Source organism: Nocardioides sp. L-11A (genome assembly GCA_029961745.1).
Lineage (GTDB): Bacteria > Actinomycetota > Actinomycetes > Propionibacteriales > Nocardioidaceae > Nocardioides.
The window spans coordinates 3,928,798-3,947,668 of sequence record CP124680.1 but is presented as its reverse complement, the minus strand read 5'-3'; the positions used below and the strand labels follow the sequence as shown (position 1 = coordinate 3,947,668).

Genomic DNA, 18,871 nt, shown 5'->3' with positions numbered 1-18,871 from the left:
ACCGGCGAGAGACGAGACGGAGCCCGGGCTGTGCCCGGGCTCCGTTCGCATTTCTCGGACCGTCGTCCGGTCGTGCTCAGGCCGAGGGGGTGGGCGCCGAGTCGGCGGCAGGCGCGGAGCCGCCGCCGCTGCCGCGGCGCCGCCGGCGACGGTTGCGGCCGGGCGCACCGTCGCCGCCGCCCTCGGCCGGCCCTGCGGAGGGGGTCGACCCCTCGGCGCCGCCCTCGACCGGCTTGCCACCGCGGGTCCGGGTGCGGGTCCGGGTCCGGTTGCGCTCGCCGGAGCGTCGCTCACCGGAGCGTCCGCCGCGCTCCCCGCGCTCGCCCGACCGCTCGCCCGACCGCTCGCCCCGGGGCGCCGGCGGCGCCGGCGGCGCGATCCGGCCCTTGGTGCCGGGGGCGATGCCTTGGTCGTGGAAGAGGTGCTCGGAGGTGGAGTAGGTCTCGACCGGCTCGTCGAAGGGCAGGTCGAGTGCCTTGTTGATCATCTTCCAGCGGTGCACGTCGGTCGCGTCGACCAGCGTGATCGCGATGCCGGAGGCACCCGCGCGGCCGGTGCGGCCGATCCGGTGGACGTAGGTCTTGTCGTCCTCGGGGCAGGTGTAGTTGACCACGTGGCTCACGCCCGACACGTCGATGCCGCGGGCCGCGACATCGGTGGCGACCAGGACCTTGATCTTGTCCTCACGGAACTTCGTGAGCGCCTTCTCGCGCGCCACCTGGGCCATGTCGCCGTGCAGCGGACTGGCCTTGAAGCCGCGCTCGACGAGGTCGTCGGCGACCCGCTGCGCCTGCCGCTTGGTGCGGGTGAAGACGATCATCTTGTCGGCGTCCTCGGCCTGCAGCAGCCGGCCGATGATCTCCGGCTTGTCGAGGTCGTGGGCCAGGTAGATGAACTGCGCGGTAGCCGGCACCGTCGCGTTCTCGTACGACGACTCGGCGCGGATGTTCATCGGGTGCCGCATGTGCATCCGGGCCAGCGACACGATCGCCGAGGGCATGGTCGCCGAGAACAGCATGGTCTGCCGGGTCTCCGGGGTCATCCGGAGCAGCTTCTCCACGTCGGGCAGGAATCCGAGGTCGAGCATCTCGTCGGCCTCGTCGAGGACCAGGGCGTGGACGTGGGACAGGTCGAGGACCCTGCGGTTGGCGAGGTCGATCAGCCGCCCCGGCGTACCGATGACGATGTCGACGCCGCTCTCGAGCGCCTCGATCTGGGGCTCGTAGCCGACGCCGCCGTAGATGGTGAGGACGCGCAGGCCGCGGTCGCGGCTGGCGATCTCGAGGTCGCTGGACACCTGGAGGGCGAGCTCGCGGGTCGGCGCGACGATCAGCGCCTGCGGCTTGCCCTGGGGGATCTCGGCGTAGTCGGGGTCGGTCGGCGCGACGCTGCGCTGGATCACCGGGATGCCGAAGGCGAGCGTCTTGCCGGTGCCCGTGCGGGCCTGGCCGATGAGGTCGGTGCCCATCAGCGCGACGGAGAGGGTCATCTCCTGGATGGCGAACGGGTGGGTGATGCCGGCGCGCTCGAGCGCGTCGCAGATCAGCGGCATCACGCCGAGGTCGCGGAAGGTCGGAGCCTCCGCCGCGGTCTCGGTGGTGGACGCAGCGGTGGTGTCGTTGGAAGTCAGTGTTCTGTTCGCTTTCGTGAGTGTCGTCAGCCGGTCGGCATGGCGCCAGATCGATGCGGCTGTTCACACTCAGCCGCGCACATACGTGGGCGGGTGCCCAGGCGGGCCGGTCGCGGTCCTGTTCAGGGGCTCGGACTGGCTCTCGCCACGCACTATCGTACTTGTACGCTCAGCGCATGGCTGAATCCGCCGCCGCGAGCCCCGACTTCGCAGACTCCGACCCGGCCTACCGCGAGGCTGTGATCGACCTGCTGGCGGCGATCGCCTACGGCGAGATCTCGGCGTTCGAGCGGCTCGCGGAGGACGCCAAGCTGGCGCCGACCCTGGCCGACAAGGTCGACCTCGCGACCATGGCGAGCGGCGAGCTGACCAAGGTGCACGCCCTCCACGACCGGATCCGGGCGTTCGGCGCCGACCCGTTCGCGGCGATGCTCCCGTTCCGGGCGCCGCTCGACGAGTTCCACCGCCACACCGCGCCGGCGGACTGGTACGAGGGCCTGGTCAAGGCCTACGTCGGCGATGGGCTCGCCAACGACTTCTACCGTGAGATCGCGGCCTATCTCGACCCCGAGACCCGCGACCTCGTCGTCTCCTCGATGGAGGAGGGCAGCCACGCCACCTTCGTCGTCGACCGGGTCCGGGCCGCCATCGCGCAGGACGCCCGCCTCGGCGGCCGCCTCGCGCTCTGGGGCCGCCGGCTGATGGGGGAGGCGCTCACCCAGGCGCAGCGGGTCGCCGCCGACCGCGACGCCCTCACCGCGCTCCTCGCGGGCGGCGTGGATCGTCCCGGCCTCGACCTGGCCGCGATGGGCCGGATGTTCACCCGGCTCACCGAGCGGCACATGGCCCGGATGGCGGAGCTCGGGCTCGAGGCCTGAGCCACCTCCGCCGCCCCGTGGGTCGGTCGCGTGAGGCTCAGTGACCGATCAGGGTGGCCGCCAGCGCGCCGGCCATCAGCAGCCCGACGGCGCCGAGCACGACCATGCCGCCGGTGAAGCCGGGCGGTGGCCCGCCGGTGCGCATCGCGACCTCCGTCCGGGTCCACCGGTGCCACCCGACGCCGAGGGCCACCGCCGCCACCAGGACCAGCCCCAGGGACAGCAGCAGCCGTGCGGTCAGCGGGAACTCCAGGGCCGGCGAGCTGACCGCGACCGCGCCCGCCACCAGCGCCAGCGACGTGCGCACCCAGGCCAGGAAGGTCCGCTCGTTGGCGAGGGAGTCGCGCGGCTCGGGGTTCTGTCCGACGTCGTACACGCGGTGCGGGCGCCGGCGTGGCCGGGGTGTCGCCTCGGGGTGATCGGGAGGAGCCACGGACACAGAGTCCCACGCCCGGTGGGTGCTGCCCGGAACCACACCCGCCGCGGTCTAGGCTGACCGCGACGACAGCCCGTCCCCGACTCCAGGAGCAGTACACGTGGCAGCGATCGAAGCCGTCGGAGCCCGCGAGATCCTCGACTCCCGCGGCAACCCCACCGTCGAGGTCGAGGTCCTGCTCGACGACGGGTCCTTCGCCCGCGCGGCGGTGCCCAGCGGTGCCTCCACCGGCGCCTTCGAGGCGGTCGAGCTGCGCGACGGCGGCGACCGGTACGCCGGCAAGGGGGTCCAGAAGGCCGTCGACGCCGTGATCCAGGCGCTCGGCCCGGCGATCGAGGGCCTCGACGCCGCCGACCAGCGGCTGGTCGACCAGACCCTGCTCGAGGCCGACGGCACGCCCAACAAGGCCCAGGTCGGCGCCAACGCCATCCTCGGCGTCTCGCTCGCCGTGGCCCGCGCCGCGGCCGACTCCGCGGACCTGCCGCTGTACCGCTATGTCGGCGGCCCCAACGCCCACCTGCTGCCGGTGCCGATGATGAACATCCTCAACGGCGGTGCCCACGCGGACACCAATGTCGACATCCAGGAGTTCATGATCGCCCCGATCGGCGCGTCCTCCTTCCGCGAGGCGCTGCGGGTCGGCGCCGAGGTCTACCACGCGCTCAAGTCGGTGCTCAAGGACAAGGGCCTGGCCACCGGCGTCGGCGACGAGGGCGGCTTCGCGCCCGACCTGGAGTCCAACCGCGCCGCGCTCGACCTGATCGCCGAGGCGGTCGCCAAGGCCGGCTACGAGCTCGGCAAGGACGTCGCGCTCGCGCTCGACGTCGCCGCCTCGGAGTTCTACGAGGACGGCGGCTACACGTTCGAGGGCGAGAAGAGGACGGCGGCACAGATGACCGCCTACTACGCCGACCTGGTCGCGAACTACCCGATCGTCAGCATCGAGGACCCGCTCGACGAGGACGACTGGGACGGCTGGAAGGCCATCACCGACGAGCTCGGCGCCACGACCCAGCTGGTCGGCGACGATCTGTTCGTCACCAACGTCGAGCGCCTGCAGCGGGGCATCACCGGCGGCCAGGCCAACGCGATGCTGGTCAAGGTCAACCAGATCGGCTCGCTCACCGAGACCCTCGACGCCGTCGAGCTGGCCCACCGCAGTGGCTTCCGCAACATGATGAGCCACCGCTCGGGCGAGACCGAGGACACCACGATCGCCGACCTCGCGGTGGCGACCAACTGCGGCCAGATCAAGACCGGCGCGCCGGCCCGGTCCGAGCGGGTCGCGAAGTACAACCAGCTCCTGCGCATCGAGGACGAGCTGGGCGACGCCGCGCGCTACGCCGGCGCGGCCGCCTTCCCGCGCTACCAGGGCTGATCGACCGGAGCAGCCGATGGCCGACGACCGCCGTACCTCCCGCAAGCCCGGGCGCCCCGTCTCGGGGCGGTCCGGGCCGCGGTACGCCGAGCGGCTCAAGGCCGAGCGCAAGAAGGCCGCGCGCGAGCGCGAGGCGGCCCTGGTCCGGGCGCGGGCCGAGCACCAGCACAAGGCCCGGCTGACCAGCCGCGCCGCGATCCTGGTGCTCGTGCTCGCCGTGCTCGCGGTCTCCTACGCCTCCTCGCTGCGCGCCTACCTCCAGCAACGGGGCAATATCACCGCGCTGCAGGCCCAGATCGCCGAGCGCGAGGCGAAGATCGACGATCTCAAGGACGAGAAGCGACGCTGGGAGGACCCGGCGTACGTCGCGCAGCAGGCGCGTGCCCGGTTCGGGTACGTCGCGCAGGGCGAGACGCCCTTCGTCGTGGTCGACGAGTTCGGCAACCCGCTCGACACGGCCGCCGAGCTCGGTGACCCGGCCGAGGTGGCCGACCCCGACGAGCGGACCTGGTACGAGGACGCGTGGGACTCGATGAAGATCGCGGGCGACCCACCGACCAAGGTGCGCGCCCCCAAGAACGACATCCAGGCGCCCCAGGAGGACCTGTCGGAGTGACCGAGGCCATGACCAGCAGCGACGAGGCGGTCATCGCGGCCCAGCTCGGCCGCCCGCCGCGCGGGGTGCACGCGATCGGGCACCGCTGTCCGTGCGGCAACCCCGACGTGGTCGCGACCCAGCCGCGGCTGCCCAACGGGACGCCGTTCCCGACGACCTACTACCTCACCTGCCCACGGGTGAACTCCCGGATCGGCACGCTCGAGGCGTCCGGGCTGATGAAGCAGATGCAGGAGCGGCTCGGCACCGACCCCGAGCTGGCCGCGGCGTACCGGGCGGCGCACGAGGCCTATCTCGCCGACCGTGCGGCCGTCGGCGCCGCGGGCGGCTTCGAGGTCCCCGAGATCGAGGGCATCTCGGCCGGCGGCATGCCCGACCGGGTGAAGTGCCTGCACGTGCTGGCCGGCCACGCCCTGGCGGCCGGGCCAGGGGTCAATCCGCTGGGCGACGAGGTGCTGGAGATCCTCGGCGACTGGTGGGCCAAGGGCCCCTGTGTGGCTCCGGCGGATCCCGCGGGTGGGTGACCCGGTCGCCGCAGTTGACTGCGGCACCAACACGGTCAAGCTGCTGGTGGGCGACCCCGCGGGCGATCCCGACGGAGTGCGCCGCGAGAGCCGGATGATCCGGCTCGGCCAGGGCGTCGACGCGACCGGCCGGCTGGCGCCCGAGGCGCTGGAGCGAGCCTGGGCGGCGCTCGACGAGTACGCCGTGCTGATCCGCGACGCGGGCGTCGGCCCGGACCGGATCCGGTTCTGCGCGACCTCGGCCACCCGGGACGCCGCGAACGCCGCGGAGTTCACCGCCGGGGTGCGAGCCCGGCTGGGCATCGATCCCGAGGTGCTGTCGGGGGCGGACGAGGCGCGTCTGGCCTTCGACGGCGCTGTGCGCGGCCTCGTCGCCGCACAGGTGGTGGTGCCCGGACCGATCCTCGTGGTCGACATCGGCGGCGGCTCGACCGAGCTCATCCTCGGTGCCCCGGCGACCGGGCCGAGCGCCGCGCACTCGATGGACATCGGCTCGGTCCGGCTCCACGAGCGCCATGTCCGACACGACCCGATCACCGCCGAGGAGGTCGCGGCCGTGGTCGCCGACATCGACGCCGCCCTCGACGCCTGCCCCGTCGACCCCCCCGCCGCGCGCTCCGTGGTCCTCGTCGCCGGCACCAACACCACGATCGCCGCCGGCACGCTCGGTCTCGCCGCCTACGACCGGGCGCTGATCCACGGCCGCCCGCTCGCCGTGGCCGACATCCGGGCGCAGGTCGAGCGGCTGCTCGCGATGAGGGTCGCCGAGCGGCGCGGGCTCGGCTGGATGCACCCCGGGCGCGCCGATGTGATCGACGCGGGTGCGCTGATCGTCGTCCGGGTCCTGGACCGGCTCGCGGTCGCGTCGGTCACGGTGGCCGAGACCGACATCCTCGACGGGATCGCCTGGTCGCTGGTGCGCTGAACACGCCCGCCGGTCGGTCGCGCGCCGGTCGCGGTGCTCCCGGCGGGCGTGTTGCCACATCCGGCGTCAGCCCGTGGACCTTTCCGAAAGATTTTACTTTCGCTCGTTCGTCGGCGTGTCGCGCCCTCGGCGGCCGGGGTGCCGGCCCCGCCGTGGGGCACCGCCGGACCCCCGCCACGCGAGGCCGGGAGACGGTGGGGAGGGCGGACCGGACGGGTCCTCCGGGAGGCCTCCGGCACGCGCTGTACCTGAGGGGACAGGACCGTCGGCGACGGGACGGCCGACCCCTCGGACGGAGCTCCTTGACACGATTTGTCAGCGGAAGTGAACAGGGCTCGCCTAACATGCATCCTCGTGAGTCAAGTCGACGCGCGCTGGGCGCAGCTCTTGGGGACGGTCGACCCGGTCGTCCTGGGCGCGCGCGTGCGCTCCGCGCGGCTGGCGCAGGGACTCAACCAGGCGGACCTCACCGGCGACGCGTACTCCGTCGGCTACATCTCGCGCATCGAGTCGGGGACCCGCCGCCCGACCCTCGCGGCGCTCACGGTCATCAGCGAGCGCCTCGGCACCTCGGTCGGCGAGCTCGTGGCCGGCGCCTCGGAGCAGCAGCTCGACGAGATCCGGCTCGGCTTCAGCTACGCCGAGCTCGCGCTCGAGAACGGCGAGGCGGTCGACGCCGAGCACCAGGCCCGCCAGACGCTGGCGCGCGCCGAGGGCGCCTCCGTGCCGGACCTCACCACCCGGGGTCGGTTCGTCGTCGCCCGGGCGCTGGAGGCGATGGGCCAGCTGGACGACGCGATCATGGAGCTCGAGTCGCTGTTCGCCGACATCGACGGCCTCCCGGCACTCCGCTGCGGCATCGCGCTGAGCCGGTGCTACCGCGAGGCGGGCGATCTCAACCTCGCCATCGAGGTCGGTGAGCGGATCCGCCCCGTCATCGCCGAGGGTGGGCTGGAGCGCAGCGACGAGGCGGTGCAGCTGGCGATGACCGTCGCGCTCGCCTACATCGAGCGCGGTGACCTCCACCGCGCGGCCCGGATCTGCACCGAGGCCATCGCGATGGCCGAGGAGGTGGCCTCGCCCACCGCACGCAGCGCGGCGTACTGGAACGCGAGCATCGTCTACTCCGAGCGGGGCGAGACGCAGGCGGCGCTGGCCCTCGCGACCCGGGCCCTCGGCCTGCTCGGCGAAGGACAGGACGCCCGCAACCTCGCCCGACTCCGGCTCGAGCTCGGCCGTCTCCAGCTCGCGCTCGACCCGCCGGACGCCGAGCAGGCGCTCGTCCAGCTGGAGCGGGCGAACGAGGAGCTGCGCAGCACGAGCGCATCGCGCGCCGAGATCGCGCAGGCGCAGGTCGTGCTGGCGCATGCGCTCATCGTCGACGGCCGTCCGGAGCAGGCGCTCGAGGTGGTGGTGGCGGCCCGCGACGCGACGCCCGGACAGGCGTCCCTCGGCGCGGCCGAGGCCGCGACCGCGCATGGTGAGGCACTGGCGGAGCTCGGCCGCACCGACGAGGCCATCGGCGTCTGCCGGGAGGCCGCCGCGCTGCTGACCGCCCTGCCCGGCGCCGATCGCTGGGTCGCCCAGGCCTGGTGCGAGCTCGCGGAGCTGTTCGACCTCCTCGGCGAGACGGCCGCGGCGCACGCCGCCTTCAAGTCGGCGGCGAGCGCCAGCGGCCTTCGGCTGCGCGGCGGGGACCGGCGGACGAGCCGGGTCCGCCAGGACGTCTCGTAGGGCGTGCTCTAGCAGCAGCCGGACGGCCGGTCGGCCATCACGACCGACGCGCCCTGGGAGGGCGTGCCCAGCGCGACCGCCAGCGTGGCGGCGAGGGCGGCGGCGGTGGCGGCGATGATCTTGCGGGTCTTCAACATGGGGTTCTCCTTCGGGGGGGAGGTGCGACCGGGCGGGGTGCTCGACCGCGGGATTTGCCAACGAGGTTGTCACATCTTGGTCAACCACGGAATGCTGAGGGGGCAATCCGGTGCTAAGGTCCTGTCTCGGACGCCGGCACGAGAAGAGCCACGGCAATCGGGAGCCGTGCTCGTGCCGGCGCGCTCGCGCCCGAGGTCGGATCCGGAGCGGGGTCGAACCGGTCGCCCGGAGCCGGGTGGACCGGACCGGACCGCTCCGTGGGGCCGACCGGGACGGGGCGCGGAGACGGTCATGCAGCACTGGTGCACGCGGGGCACCGGTCTGATCCGGCGCGCTGTGGACAGCCGGCGGGAGGCTTGTGGGCGTCGCGATCCGCCGCTTAGGGTCGAAAGCGACCCGAGGGCCAGCGCCGGCCGGGTCCAACCGACAGCTCTCTCGGGCGGATCGCAGCAGTATCTGGCGTGGGCTCTCCCTTCCCGGAACGCATGTGGGTGCGTTCCACGACTTTCTCCTGGGGACCCGACATGACGTCACTGAGCGAGCGCCCGTCTCGCGTCACCGAGCTGCGACCACCCGGCCGGTCCGCGCATCCTGATCGCGCGGATCGCCGCCGCGGCGAGGTGGTCACCGACACCGATCTGCTGCGCCGCTGCCGACGCCGCGACGGGGAGGCATGGAACCAGCTCGTCGGCCGCTACGAGCGGCTCGTCTACACGGTGGCCCTGCGCAACGGCCTCAGCGCGGAGGACGCTGCGGACGTCACCCAGGCCACCTTCGTGGCGCTGGTCGACGCGCTCGACCGGCTCCGCGACGACGAGAAGATCGCCTCCTGGCTGATGACCGTGGCTCGTCGCCAGGCCTGGCGCACCCGCAACCTCAGTCGACGCACCACGACGCTCGAGGCCGCGCCCGAGGGCGCCACCGATCCCTTCGCCGACTGGGCCACGACGACCGCCCTGCACGACGCCCTCGCCACTCTCGGCGGGACCTGCCGGGACCTCCTCGTCGCCCTCTACTTCGAGCCGGACGCACCGAGCTACGCGGAGATCGCCCAGCGCTTCGGCCGGTCCATCGGAGGCATCGGGCCGCTGCGCGGCCGGTGCCTCGACAAGCTGCGCGCGATCATGGGGGAGGAGGCATGATGACCGCCCGGCCGACCTTCGCCGAGCTGCTCGACTGGGTCGAGGGCCGCCTCTCCGACGAGGCCGCCGCCGCGGTCGCGGCGTACGTCGACTCCGGCGATCCGGCCACCTCCGCCAGCGTCGCGTGGATCCGCGACTTCCTCGCCGCGGCCGGCTCGATGCCGTTGAGCCAGCCGCCGGCCGACCTCAGTGCCCGGCTGCGTGGCGTCTTCGACCAGCTGCACCGCCCGACGCACACCGACGGCTGGTCCGACGCGTGGCTGCTGCACGACGCGCGCTCGGGTCTCGCTGCCGGCGTGAGATCCGGTGACGACGGCGGTGTCCACCTGGCCTTCGACAGCGAGCTCGGCCGGTTCGTCCTCGACGCCACCGGGGCAGGCGTCGGCGAGGTCGATGTCCAGGGCCTGGTCATGCCGACTCCGGGGACGGGCGGCGTGGACCTCGCGTTCCTCGCCCACGGCGACCTGCGCCGCGCGGTCCGGACCACGCCCGACGGCAGGTTCGATGCCCGCGGGGTGCCGGTCGACGTCGACGAGCTGTGGCTCACGGCCGGGGCGACCCGGGTGCGGGCGACCCTCGACCTGCGTCGCTGAGCGCCCGGACATGAGCATCGCGAGACACGCCGCGGCAGGGGCCGGGGCGGAGATCGACGAGCTGATCAGGGAGGCCGGGCGCTGGCTGAACCGCGACGTCGCGCGATGCCGCGAGCTGATCGAGTGTGCCGAGGACGGCCTCGACGGCCAGCGCGATGCCGCCCGGCTGGCGGCGATCGACATGGTCCGTGGCGACCTCGCCGTCGCCGGCGGCGAGCTCGGCACCGCGGCCGCCGCCTATCGCAGCGCGCGCCGCAACTGGCTCGCCGCCGACCAGTCCGTCGAGGCGGTCCGCGCCGCCGCCGGGGCGAGCGAGGTGCAGTTGCTCGTGGGGGAGTTCGAGGCCGCCGAGGCCGGGCTGCTGCGGCTCCAGGCCGACCTGGGGCGGATCCCCCACGAGGACACCCGGGTCACCGCGCTCGGCGCGCTGGTCCAGCGTCAGCTCGCCGACGCCCGTGCCGGCCGCGGTCAGGTCGCCGCGGCGCTGCGGCAGTACGACGCCGCCGAGAACCTGTACGGCGCCCTGGGCGACGCCGACAGCATCGCCCAGGTGCAGCTCAGCCGGGGCCGGGCCGCCCTCGACGCGGGGCTGCCCCACAACGCGCTGCTGGAGCTGAACCGGGCCCGGGTGTCCTACGAGGCCTCCGGCCAGGGGCACCGGGCCACCGTCGCGGCCGCGCTCGTGGCCGAGGCGTTCTCCGCCACGGGCCAGGTCGCCCGGGCGCTCGAGGTGCTCGACTGCCTGGCCGCCGAGCTCCCCGAGACGCAGTGGCACGTGGCTCTGCACGCCCTCGTCCGCTCCGATGCGCTGCTGCGGTCGGGGTTCGCCGCCGAGGCGCACGCGGAGGCCTGCGCCGCCGAGGAGGTGTTCATGCGGATCGGGGCGGTCGAGTGCTCCGCCCGCGCCGCTCTGGCGTGTGCCCGCGCCTCCCTGGCCTGGGGCCGGCATCGGGCCGCGGCCGCGGAGCTCGACGTCGCGGAGCGTCTCTTCGGCGACTGCGGCAGCAGGCTGATGCGGATCCACTCCTGGCTGCTCCGGGCCGAGGTCGCGTGGGCCCTCGGGGACGCCGAGTCCTGCCGGATCACCTGCGACCGGGTGATCGCCGCGGAGGTCGACGACACGCCGCCGCTCGTCGTGGTCCGGGCCCGGGTGCTCGCGGCCCGGGTCGCGGAGCCCGACGCCGCCGCCGCCCTGCTGGACGCCGCCGCCTCCCGGGCGGCCGGGCTGGGCACGCCCGAGCTGCGGGCCGACGTCCTCCTCGCCCGGGCGCGCCACGAGCGTCGTACCGGCCAGGTCGCGCAGGCGGTGGCCTCCCTGCGCCGGGTGCTGAGCGTGGGCCGGGGCTGGGCCCAGCGCCTCGGGCACCGCACCAGCGTCGGGTGCCCCTCGCTCACCGAGGCGACCGACGAGCTGATCCTGCTGCTCCTGCAGCGCGGTGACCACGCCGGCCGGGTGGAGGCGCTGCGCCGTGTCCGCGCGGCCAAGGCGGCGACGCTCGACCGGCCGCGTGCCGCGCCGGTGGTCGGCTCCCCGGGCTCCGGGCCCGGGATCTCCGACGTCCCCGGCGACGGCCGCCGTCGCCGCCTGGAGCGCCTCCTCTCCGACGCCATCGCTCCGGCCCCGGTCGCCGCCGGCGATGCCGAGGAGACGCTGCCGAGTCTTCCGGGCGGCTCCCTCGTCGAGTACTACGTCGCCGGTGACGACGTGGTCGTGTTCGTCCTGCGCGACGGTCACGTGGACGCGCGGGTGCTGCCGCGCACCGCCGAGAGCAGTCGGCGTCTGGTCAACGCCTGGCAGCAGGAGTGCACGCTGATGGCTCCCGGCGGCCGCGTCCTGCCCGGGTTCACCTCCTCGGCCGCACTGGACGGGCTCTTCGACCTGCTCCTGGCGCCCGTGGTGGAGCTGCTGGCCGACCTCGACGACGAGCTCCCCGTGGTCGGGCACCGGCACCTGCACGCCGTCCCCTTCGACGCTCTGCTCGACGAGGTGGGGCCGTGGTACGCAAGCCTCGCCCGCCCGCTGCTGCCCCCCGAGCCGACGCCCACAAAGGCTCCCGAGCTGACCGCGCTGGTGCTGGCCGTGCCCGACGAGAACGCGCCCTCCATCCAGCGGGAGGCGGCGATGATCCAGGGCCACCTCCCGGCGGCGGAGGTGCTCGTCGCGGAGGAGGCGACCCTGGCCGCGCTCGGGACACGCGCCCGGGGCGTCGACGTCGTCCACCTCGCCTGTCACGGGGTGTTCCGCCACGACGACCCGCTGTCCTCCGGTCTGCGACTCGCCGACGGCTGGCTGCGGGCCCGTGACATCGCGGCCGGTCGGGTCGCTCTCGAGGACGCGGTCGTGGTGCTGAGCGCCTGCAGCTCGGGGCGCTCGTCCGACCACACCAGTGCGCCGATGGGTCTGGTGTCGGCCTGCCTCGCCGCGGGCGCCCGCGGCGTGGTGGCGGCGCTGTGGGTCGTCGACGACGAGGTGACGCTGGAGCTGATGACCCACTTCTACGCCGCCCTCGCCGGCGGTGCCGAGCCGCCCGCCGCGTTGCGCCGGGCCCGGCGCCAGGTCGCCCGCCGCTACCCGCATCCCTACTACTGGGGGGCGTTCCGCTTCGTGGGCCGCGCCGACCCGGCCCGGTAGCACGGATCAATCCCGGTCCCGGGAGCACCAGTGATCCGAGACGCCGTCACCGGCGTCCGGATCTGGTGTCGAGGGGCCGTGCCCCGGCACGCGAGGGAGTGGTTCGAACGTGGTTCAGCAGGGGGGCGGGCGATCGGCCTGCGAGGGGGCGGGGGACGAGGAGCGGGCCGGCTGGCCACCGAGCTTCCCCCACCGGGAGATCGACGCGCTGATCGACCGGCTCGAGCGCGGGGGAGCAGCCGACCGGACCGAGGCGCACCGCCTGCTCGGCCTGGTGTCGGGGGAGGCGCAGCGGCTGCGCAGCACGGTGGTCCGGCTCGTGACGGCACGGCTGTCCGAGGCCGATCGCGAAGCCCAGCGGATCGTCGCCGCGGCGATCCAGGAGAGCGAGCAGTTGCTGGCGGCCGCGCGGGAGTCGATCCGGGTGCAGACCCGGGCCGGAGCGTCGGTCCGGGCGGAGCAGCCGGGGAGCCGGGAACCGATTCGCGCCGTACCGGATCAATCGGCTGGCCCGGCGCACTAGTTGCACATGTTCAGTCGATCCCGGTCCGCAGCAGAGGGTGAGCCGCAGGCGGATGTGTCTCCCGAGTCCACCGGTGACGAGGCCGCACGCGCCTTCGACCAGGTGCTGTCCGACCTGCAGCCGCCCGGCTCGCCCGCCGCCGAGCCGGACGTCACGGCGGTGGCCGCCGACGCGGAGGAGCATGCCGCGACGCTGCGGGCCACCCGCGGCGCCCATCGTGAGGCCCAGGCGATGCTCACGCTCGCCAGCCAGGCGCGGGAGGAGGCGAGCGAGGAGGCCGAGCGGATCGTGCTCGAGGCGCGCGACGCCGCCGAGCGCACCCGCCAGGAGATCGCCGGCTGGGCCGCCGCCCAGCGCGCCAAGGTCGACGCCCTCGCGGCCGACCTGGCCGCCACGGCGCGGCGCGACGCCGACACCATCCGGGCCGAGGCGCTGCGGACCTCGATGGCCGAGGCGGAGGAGACCGCCCGGAGCTATGTCGCCGAGGCGGCGGAGGGCGCGCAGCGCGACGCGGAGGCGATCCGGACCGAGGCCCGGCTGGTCCTCGACCGGGCGACCGAGCTCGGCGAGGAGGTGGGTGAGGCCATCGCCGATCTGACCGCCGCCGCGGCGGCCGTCCGGACGCGGCTCGACGACGCCGGCACGGCCATGAGGCGGTTGCTCGACGAGAACCCCGCCGCGGAGGTGCCGGACGGCTCGGACGGCGCGGACAGCGCGGACGGCGCGGGCGAGGTGGGCGCGGCGGCCGACGGCGATCCGGAGGACCAGGTGTTCACCGATGACGCCCACGACCGCGACGACCAGGGCGACGACGGCCCCGGCGATCCCGACGGCGTCGACGACCCGGACGACCCGGACGAGCGGGACGACCCGGACGAGCCGGACGAGCCGGACGACCGGGGCGGTCCGGAGGGTCCGGACGATCCGGGCGGCGCGGGCCAGCCGCAGGATCGGCAGCTCGGCTCCATGTTCCGGCGCCAGGGTCACCATGGTCGCGGCAGCGGTCAGTGAGGCCCGTCCGGCGCGCGATGGCGCCGAGTGGACCGACGCGATCCGCGGCTCCGGCGCCGGGAGCCCGGAGCCCCGACTCCTGGCAGCGGCGACCGCACTGCAGCGCGCACTGACCGAGGCCCGACTGCCGCTGAACCTCCCCGGCGTGGCGGAGGTGCGCGACGAGCGCAGCCACACGATCGACCGGTTCGCCGACCAGGTGCTGCCCCGGCTGGCCGAGCGGACAGCACCGGTCCTCGTCGTCGTCGCCGGCCCGACCGGCGCCGGCAAGTCGACCCTCGTCAACAGCCTGGTCGGTCACACCGTGACGACACCGGGCCTGCTCCGGCCGACCACCCGATCGCCGGTGCTGGCGCATCACCCCGCCGACCGATCCTGGTTCCGCGACGAGCGGATCCTGCCCGGGCTGCGCCGCGTCACCGGCTCGACCGGCGACCACGACAGCGTCCGGCTGGTGTCCGCGCCGACCGTGCCCCGCGGGATCGCGATCCTCGACGCGCCCGACTTCGACTCGGTCGACGACGACAACCGCGCCCTGGCGCGCAAGCTGATCGCGGCCGCCGACGTCCTGCTGTTCGCGACCTCCGCGGCGCGCTATTCCGACCGGCTGTCCTGGCGGCACCTCGACCTCGCCGTGGAGCGGGGCGCCTCGATCGCCGTCGTGCTGAACCGGATCCCGACGGCCGACCGCGCCACCGTGGTCCCCGACCTGCGCCGGATGGCCGCCGAGCGGAGGGTGCCGGCCGACCACGTCTTTCTCGTCGAGCAGGCCGACCTCGACGACCCGGCGCTGCTGCCGCCCGACCTGGTGCGCCCGATGCGGACCTGGATCGACGCGCTCGCCGCCGACCCCGTGGCGCGTACGGCGGCCGCCGAGCGGACCGTCACCGGCGCCGTCCGCCACGCCGTCACGGTCGCCGCCGCCGTCGCCGAGGCGGCCGCACGCCAGGTCGAGGCGATCGCGGAGCTGCTGAGCGTGGCCGACCGGGTCTACGCCGACGAGCTCGCCGCCCTGGAGCAGGCCGTACCGCAGCTCCTCGCCACGCAGTCCGTGGTCACCGACCGGGTCGACCGCGGCGCGGTCCTCTCGCCCGACCTCTCCGCCGATCTCGCCCTGGAGCGACTCCTCGTCGACCACGCCTGGCGGGCGGCCGAGCGCGCCAGCACGGAGCTGCGCGCCACCGCCCACGGCAGCGCGCTGCTCGACTGGAGCGCCGAGGATCTCAGCCGGCCCGGCAAGGGGCTCGGCCCGCGCGCCCGCAGGGCGATCCGCAGCGCCCGCCAGGCCGCGCGCCCGGTCGACGAGCTGCTCGCCGCGCTGCTGACCGAGGACCGCGACCGCTATCTGCGCCCCGTCCTGGACCGCACCCTCGCACCCGACGCGGCGCCACGGCTGCGCGCCGCCGCCGACCACGCCACCCGGGCCCTGGCCCGCCACGAGACGAGAGGCCCGCTGCGATGAACCTCCAGGCACGGCTCGACGGCCTACGCAGCGCCGCCGACGCGGCGGAGGGCCGCCTCGACCCGGCACTCCTCGAGGAGATCCGGGCCGGGGCCGACCGATCGAGCGGCCGGCTGCGGCTCTCTGAGCGACACACCGTCGTGGCGATCGCCGGGGCCACCGGTTCGGGGAAGTCCTCGCTCTTCAACGCCCTCGCCGGTGCCGAGATCTCGATCTCCGGAGCCCGTCGTCCGACCACCTCGACCGCGCAGGCGCTGGTGTGGGGCGAGGACGACGCGGACGAGCTGCTCACCTGGCTCGGCATCCGGTCCACCGACCGCCACGGACGCGGCTCGCTGCCGGTGTCCTCGCCCGGCCGGCTCCCCGAGGGGCTGGTCCTCCTCGACCTGCCCGACCACGACTCGATCGAGGTCGCCCACCACGCCGAAGCGCGGCGAGTCGTCGAGCTCGCCGACGTGCTGGTCTGGGTCGTCGATCCCCAGAAGTACGCCGACGCGGCGATCCACCGCGAGTTCCTCCAGCCGCTGGCCGGTCACCGGGCGGTGACCATGGTCGTGCTCAACCAGGTCGACACCGTGCCCGAGGACCGGCGGCGGGGCATGCTCGCCGACCTCAGGAGGCTGCTGGTCGTCGACGGCATCCGTGACCCGCGGATCCTGGCGACCAGCGCCCGGCACGGCACCGGGATCGACGAGTTGCGCCGCGCGCTCACCCGCCGGGTGCAGGAGAAGCAGAACACCGTGCTGCGCATCGACGCCGACATCCGCGCGGCCGTCGCCCGGCTCGAGGAGGCGGCCGGGCGCGCGGCGTACCCGGTGCCGGAGGTGTGGGTGGCCGACCTCGAGCGCCGGGTGGCCGACGCCGCCGGCCCGTCCCCGGCCCGCCGCGGACCGGTCGACCGGCCCGCGGTCGACAACGCCGTCCGCGGCCTCGTCGACCGGATCTGCCGTGACCTCGCCCCCGGCTGGGGCCGGGCGGTCCGGACCGCCGTCACCCAGCGACTCGGCGACACCGACGACCGACTCGACGCCGAGCTGGCCGCTCTCCCCGCCCCGTCCGGCCGCCGCGCCACGCCGGTGGGCGCACGCACCGGCGTCGCGGTCGCCGCCCTCCTGACGGTCGCGGTCGCCGGGGCCAGGGCAGCCGGCCTGCTTCCCCTGCCCGTGGCCCTCGGCGCCGCCTCCTTCCTCGCGATCGTCGCCGCGGCGGCCGGCCTGCTCGGCCGGCGTGCCTCACGTCGCGCCGCGGACCGGGCGCACCAGGTCGACGACGGCTGCCGCGAGGTGGTCGCCCGGGTCGTGCGCGAGCACGTGCTGGTCCCCGCGCGGCGCGAGCTGGCGTCGTACGCCCGTTTCGAGCGCGGTCTGCGCTCGGCCCGCGCTCCGGGCTGAGCTCCGGCTGGGGGTTCCCTCCCCGGTTTCGGCAGGGGGTGGATCAAACCGGCCGCTCACCGCACCAGTGTGATGTGAAGACCACCCGTGACGGACGGAGCGCGCGATGAGCGTCGCGCGCGTCCCGCTCGACCTGCCGGGAGCACCCGTCCCGGCACCTGTGGAGGTGTCCACCGAGGCACTCGTCGAGGTCGTCGCCCACGGCCGGGCCCGGCGTCTCCTCGAGCTGACGGTCGCGACCGGGCTCCTGGTGGCGCTGGCGCCGGTGCTCGCGGTCGTGGCGCTCCTCGTCAAGGGCAGCAGCCGGGGGCCGGTGCTCTACCGCCAACGGCGGGTGGGGGTCGGCGGCCGGCCGTTCGAGATCGTGAAGTTCCGCACCATGCGCCGCGACGCGGAGGACCACGCCGCCGCGCTCTTCGCGCAGCGTAACGACGGCTCCGGCCCACTCACGAAGATCCACGCCGACCCGCGCGTGACACGGGTGGGCCGGGTGCTCCGCCGCTTCTCGCTCGACGAGCTGCCCCAGCTGTGGAACGTGCTCAACGGCACCATGGCCCTGGTCGGACCCCGGCCGACGACGCCCACGGAGGTCGCCCGGTTCGCCGACCGCGACCACCGGCGGCACGCGGTCCGGCCCGGCATCACCGGCATCAGCCAGGTGAGCGGCCGCAGCGACCTCGACTGGGAGGACGCCGTCACCCTCGACCTGCAGTACGTCGCCGCCCGCTCGCTGCGCCTCGATCTGTTGATCCTCCTCCGCACCCTGCCCGCGGTCCTGCGCGGCCGTGGCGCCTACTGACGACGGGAGCCCGACGATGCGCGTCCTCCATCTCATCGAGTCGCTCGGCGGCGGAGTGCTGACCTCGGTGCTCGCCATGGTCGAGGCGACCCCCGGGCTGGAGCATCACGTCGCGGTGTGGCCGCGCCGGACCCACGCCGACACCGGTGACCGGCTCGACGCCTTCGCCGGCGTGCACGAGCTGCCCCGCGGGCTGCCCCGGGCGCTCCGATCCGCGGACGAGCTGGTCCGCAGCCTCGCGCCCGACCAGGTCCACGCGCACTCGTCGTACGCCGGGCTGCTGGCCCGGTTCCCCCGTCCCGCGGCGGAGGTCGTCTACAGCCCGCACTGCTTCGCCTTCGAGCGGCAGGACCTCGGCCCCGCGGCCCGCGCCGGCGTCCGTCGGATCGAGCGGTCGCTGGCCGCCCGCACCGCCGTCCTGGCGGCCTGCTCGCCCCGCGAGGCCGCCCTCGGCCGCGCCCTGGGGCACCGCCGCGTCGTCACCGTGCCCAACCGGCCGCTCCACGTCCCGGACCTGCGCGCCCGGTTCGCGCCGGATCTCCACGTGGTCACGGTCGGCCGGATCGGGCCGCAGAAGGACTGGCCCTACCTGCTGCGCGCCAAGGGCTACCTCGAGGACGTGCTCGGCTGCCACGTCTCCTGGGAGTGGCTCGGCGGCGGTGACCCCGGCGCGGAGCAGGCGCTGCGCGCCCACGGGGTGGCCGTCGCGGGCTGGCTCCCACGCTCCGAGGTCCTGCAGCGCGCGAGCCGGGCCCAGGTCTACGTGCACACGGCCGCCTGGGAGGGCGCCCCGATCAGCATCCTCGAGGCCGCCGCCCTCGGCCTGCCGCTCGCGGTCCGCGGCATCCCCGGCCTGCTCGGCCTCGACCTGCCGGGCACCGCGCGGACCGCGGCCGACCTCGCCGACCGGATCGCCCGGCTCCGCGACCCGGCGCGGTGGTCCGCCGAGCAGCAGCGCTCGCTGCAGGTCGCGGCCGGCCACACCCGCCGTCTCCAGCACGAGCGCCTGACCGCCGCCTACGGGCTCGCCGCCCCGGATCTCGTCCTCAGATAGGAAGC

The 18,871-nt window shown here is 74.8% G+C and carries 18 protein-coding genes; 15 read left to right on the top strand and 3 right to left on the bottom strand.

The features are described 5' to 3' along the window. Positions 1-76 precede the first annotated feature (76 nt). A complete protein-coding gene (locus QJ852_18990) occupies positions 77-1,552 on the bottom strand; it encodes a DEAD/DEAH box helicase (GenBank protein WGX95235.1) in 1,476 nt (491 codons plus the stop codon). 254 nt (positions 1,553-1,806) lie between these two features. Between QJ852_18990 and QJ852_18985 the strand changes: the two genes are divergently transcribed. Continuing rightward, a complete protein-coding gene (locus tag QJ852_18985) occupies positions 1,807-2,508 on the top strand; it encodes a ferritin-like fold-containing protein (GenBank protein ID WGX95234.1) in 702 nt (233 codons plus the stop codon). Between the two features lie 37 nt (positions 2,509-2,545). Here QJ852_18985 and QJ852_18980 read toward each other — a convergent pair whose 3' ends face one another. Beyond that, on the bottom strand, positions 2,546-2,941 hold the full coding sequence (locus QJ852_18980) for a DUF202 domain-containing protein (protein WGX95233.1): 396 nt from the start codon (positions 2,939-2,941) through the stop codon (positions 2,546-2,548). A 103-nt stretch (positions 2,942-3,044) separates the two neighbouring features. Between QJ852_18980 and eno the strand changes: the two genes are divergently transcribed. The 5 genes from eno to QJ852_18955 all read left to right on the top strand — a co-directional run bounded on the left by eno (position 3,045) and on the right by QJ852_18955 (position 8,121). Continuing rightward, positions 3,045-4,322, top strand: a complete 1,278-nt coding sequence (eno, locus tag QJ852_18975; GenBank protein ID WGX95232.1) for a phosphopyruvate hydratase — start codon at positions 3,045-3,047, stop codon at positions 4,320-4,322. Positions 4,323-4,338: 16 nt separating this feature from the next. Continuing rightward, complete coding sequence (locus tag QJ852_18970; protein ID WGX95231.1) at positions 4,339-4,938, top strand: septum formation initiator family protein; 600 nt, start codon at positions 4,339-4,341, stop codon at positions 4,936-4,938. An 8-nt stretch (positions 4,939-4,946) separates the two neighbouring features. Next, a complete protein-coding gene (locus tag QJ852_18965) occupies positions 4,947-5,462 on the top strand; it encodes a DUF501 domain-containing protein (GenBank protein WGX99479.1) in 516 nt (171 codons plus the stop codon). Further along, entirely contained in the window at positions 5,455-6,387 is a 933-nt protein-coding gene (locus tag QJ852_18960; protein WGX95230.1) for an exopolyphosphatase, read from the top strand. The genes QJ852_18965 and QJ852_18960 overlap by 8 nt, the downstream gene beginning before the upstream one ends. A 354-nt stretch (positions 6,388-6,741) precedes the next feature. Beyond that, positions 6,742-8,121, top strand: coding sequence for a helix-turn-helix transcriptional regulator (locus tag QJ852_18955; protein ID WGX95229.1), 1,380 nt, complete (start codon positions 6,742-6,744; stop codon positions 8,119-8,121). Positions 8,122-8,129: 8 nt separating this feature from the next. On the opposite strand, the gene QJ852_18950 is transcribed toward QJ852_18955, so the two are convergent. Further along, positions 8,130-8,258: a hypothetical protein gene (locus QJ852_18950; protein ID WGX95228.1), complete on the bottom strand. Its 129-nt coding sequence runs from the start codon at positions 8,256-8,258 to the stop codon at positions 8,130-8,132. A 525-nt stretch (positions 8,259-8,783) separates the two neighbouring features. On the opposite strand from QJ852_18950, the gene QJ852_18945 reads away from it, so the two are divergent. From QJ852_18945 to QJ852_18905, 9 genes are all read left to right on the top strand, one after another. Continuing rightward, positions 8,784-9,401 carry a sigma-70 family RNA polymerase sigma factor gene (locus QJ852_18945; GenBank protein ID WGX95227.1) on the top strand — a complete coding sequence of 206 codons (618 nt, stop codon included), beginning with the start codon at positions 8,784-8,786 and terminating at the stop codon, positions 9,399-9,401. After that, positions 9,401-9,994 (top strand): hypothetical protein, encoded by a 594-nt coding sequence (locus tag QJ852_18940; GenBank protein ID WGX95226.1) that lies wholly within the window; start codon positions 9,401-9,403, stop codon positions 9,992-9,994. The genes QJ852_18945 and QJ852_18940 overlap by 1 nt, the downstream gene beginning before the upstream one ends. A gap of 10 nt (positions 9,995-10,004) precedes the next feature. Next, on the top strand, positions 10,005-12,626 hold the full coding sequence (locus QJ852_18935; protein ID WGX95225.1) for a CHAT domain-containing protein: 2,622 nt from the start codon (positions 10,005-10,007) through the stop codon (positions 12,624-12,626). A 109-nt stretch (positions 12,627-12,735) separates the two neighbouring features. Beyond that, the gene (locus tag QJ852_18930; GenBank protein WGX95224.1) at positions 12,736-13,149 is read left to right on the top strand and encodes a hypothetical protein; all 414 of its coding nucleotides are present in this window, start codon (positions 12,736-12,738) and stop codon (positions 13,147-13,149) included. Positions 13,150-13,203: 54 nt separating this feature from the next. Continuing rightward, on the top strand, positions 13,204-14,160 hold the full coding sequence (locus QJ852_18925) for a hypothetical protein (GenBank protein ID WGX95223.1): 957 nt from the start codon (positions 13,204-13,206) through the stop codon (positions 14,158-14,160). Beyond that, positions 14,138-15,622: a 50S ribosome-binding GTPase gene (locus QJ852_18920; GenBank protein ID WGX95222.1), complete on the top strand. Its 1,485-nt coding sequence runs from the start codon at positions 14,138-14,140 to the stop codon at positions 15,620-15,622. The genes QJ852_18925 and QJ852_18920 overlap by 23 nt, the downstream gene beginning before the upstream one ends. Then, complete coding sequence (locus QJ852_18915; GenBank protein ID WGX95221.1) at positions 15,619-17,013, top strand: 50S ribosome-binding GTPase; 1,395 nt, start codon at positions 15,619-15,621, stop codon at positions 17,011-17,013. The genes QJ852_18920 and QJ852_18915 overlap by 4 nt, the downstream gene beginning before the upstream one ends. A gap of 106 nt (positions 17,014-17,119) precedes the next feature. Continuing rightward, positions 17,120-17,812, top strand: coding sequence for a sugar transferase (locus tag QJ852_18910; GenBank protein ID WGX95220.1), 693 nt, complete (start codon positions 17,120-17,122; stop codon positions 17,810-17,812). A 16-nt stretch (positions 17,813-17,828) separates the two neighbouring features. Further along, positions 17,829-18,866 (top strand): glycosyltransferase family 4 protein, encoded by a 1,038-nt coding sequence (locus QJ852_18905; GenBank protein ID WGX95219.1) that lies wholly within the window; start codon positions 17,829-17,831, stop codon positions 18,864-18,866. Positions 18,867-18,871: the final 5 nt, after the last annotated feature.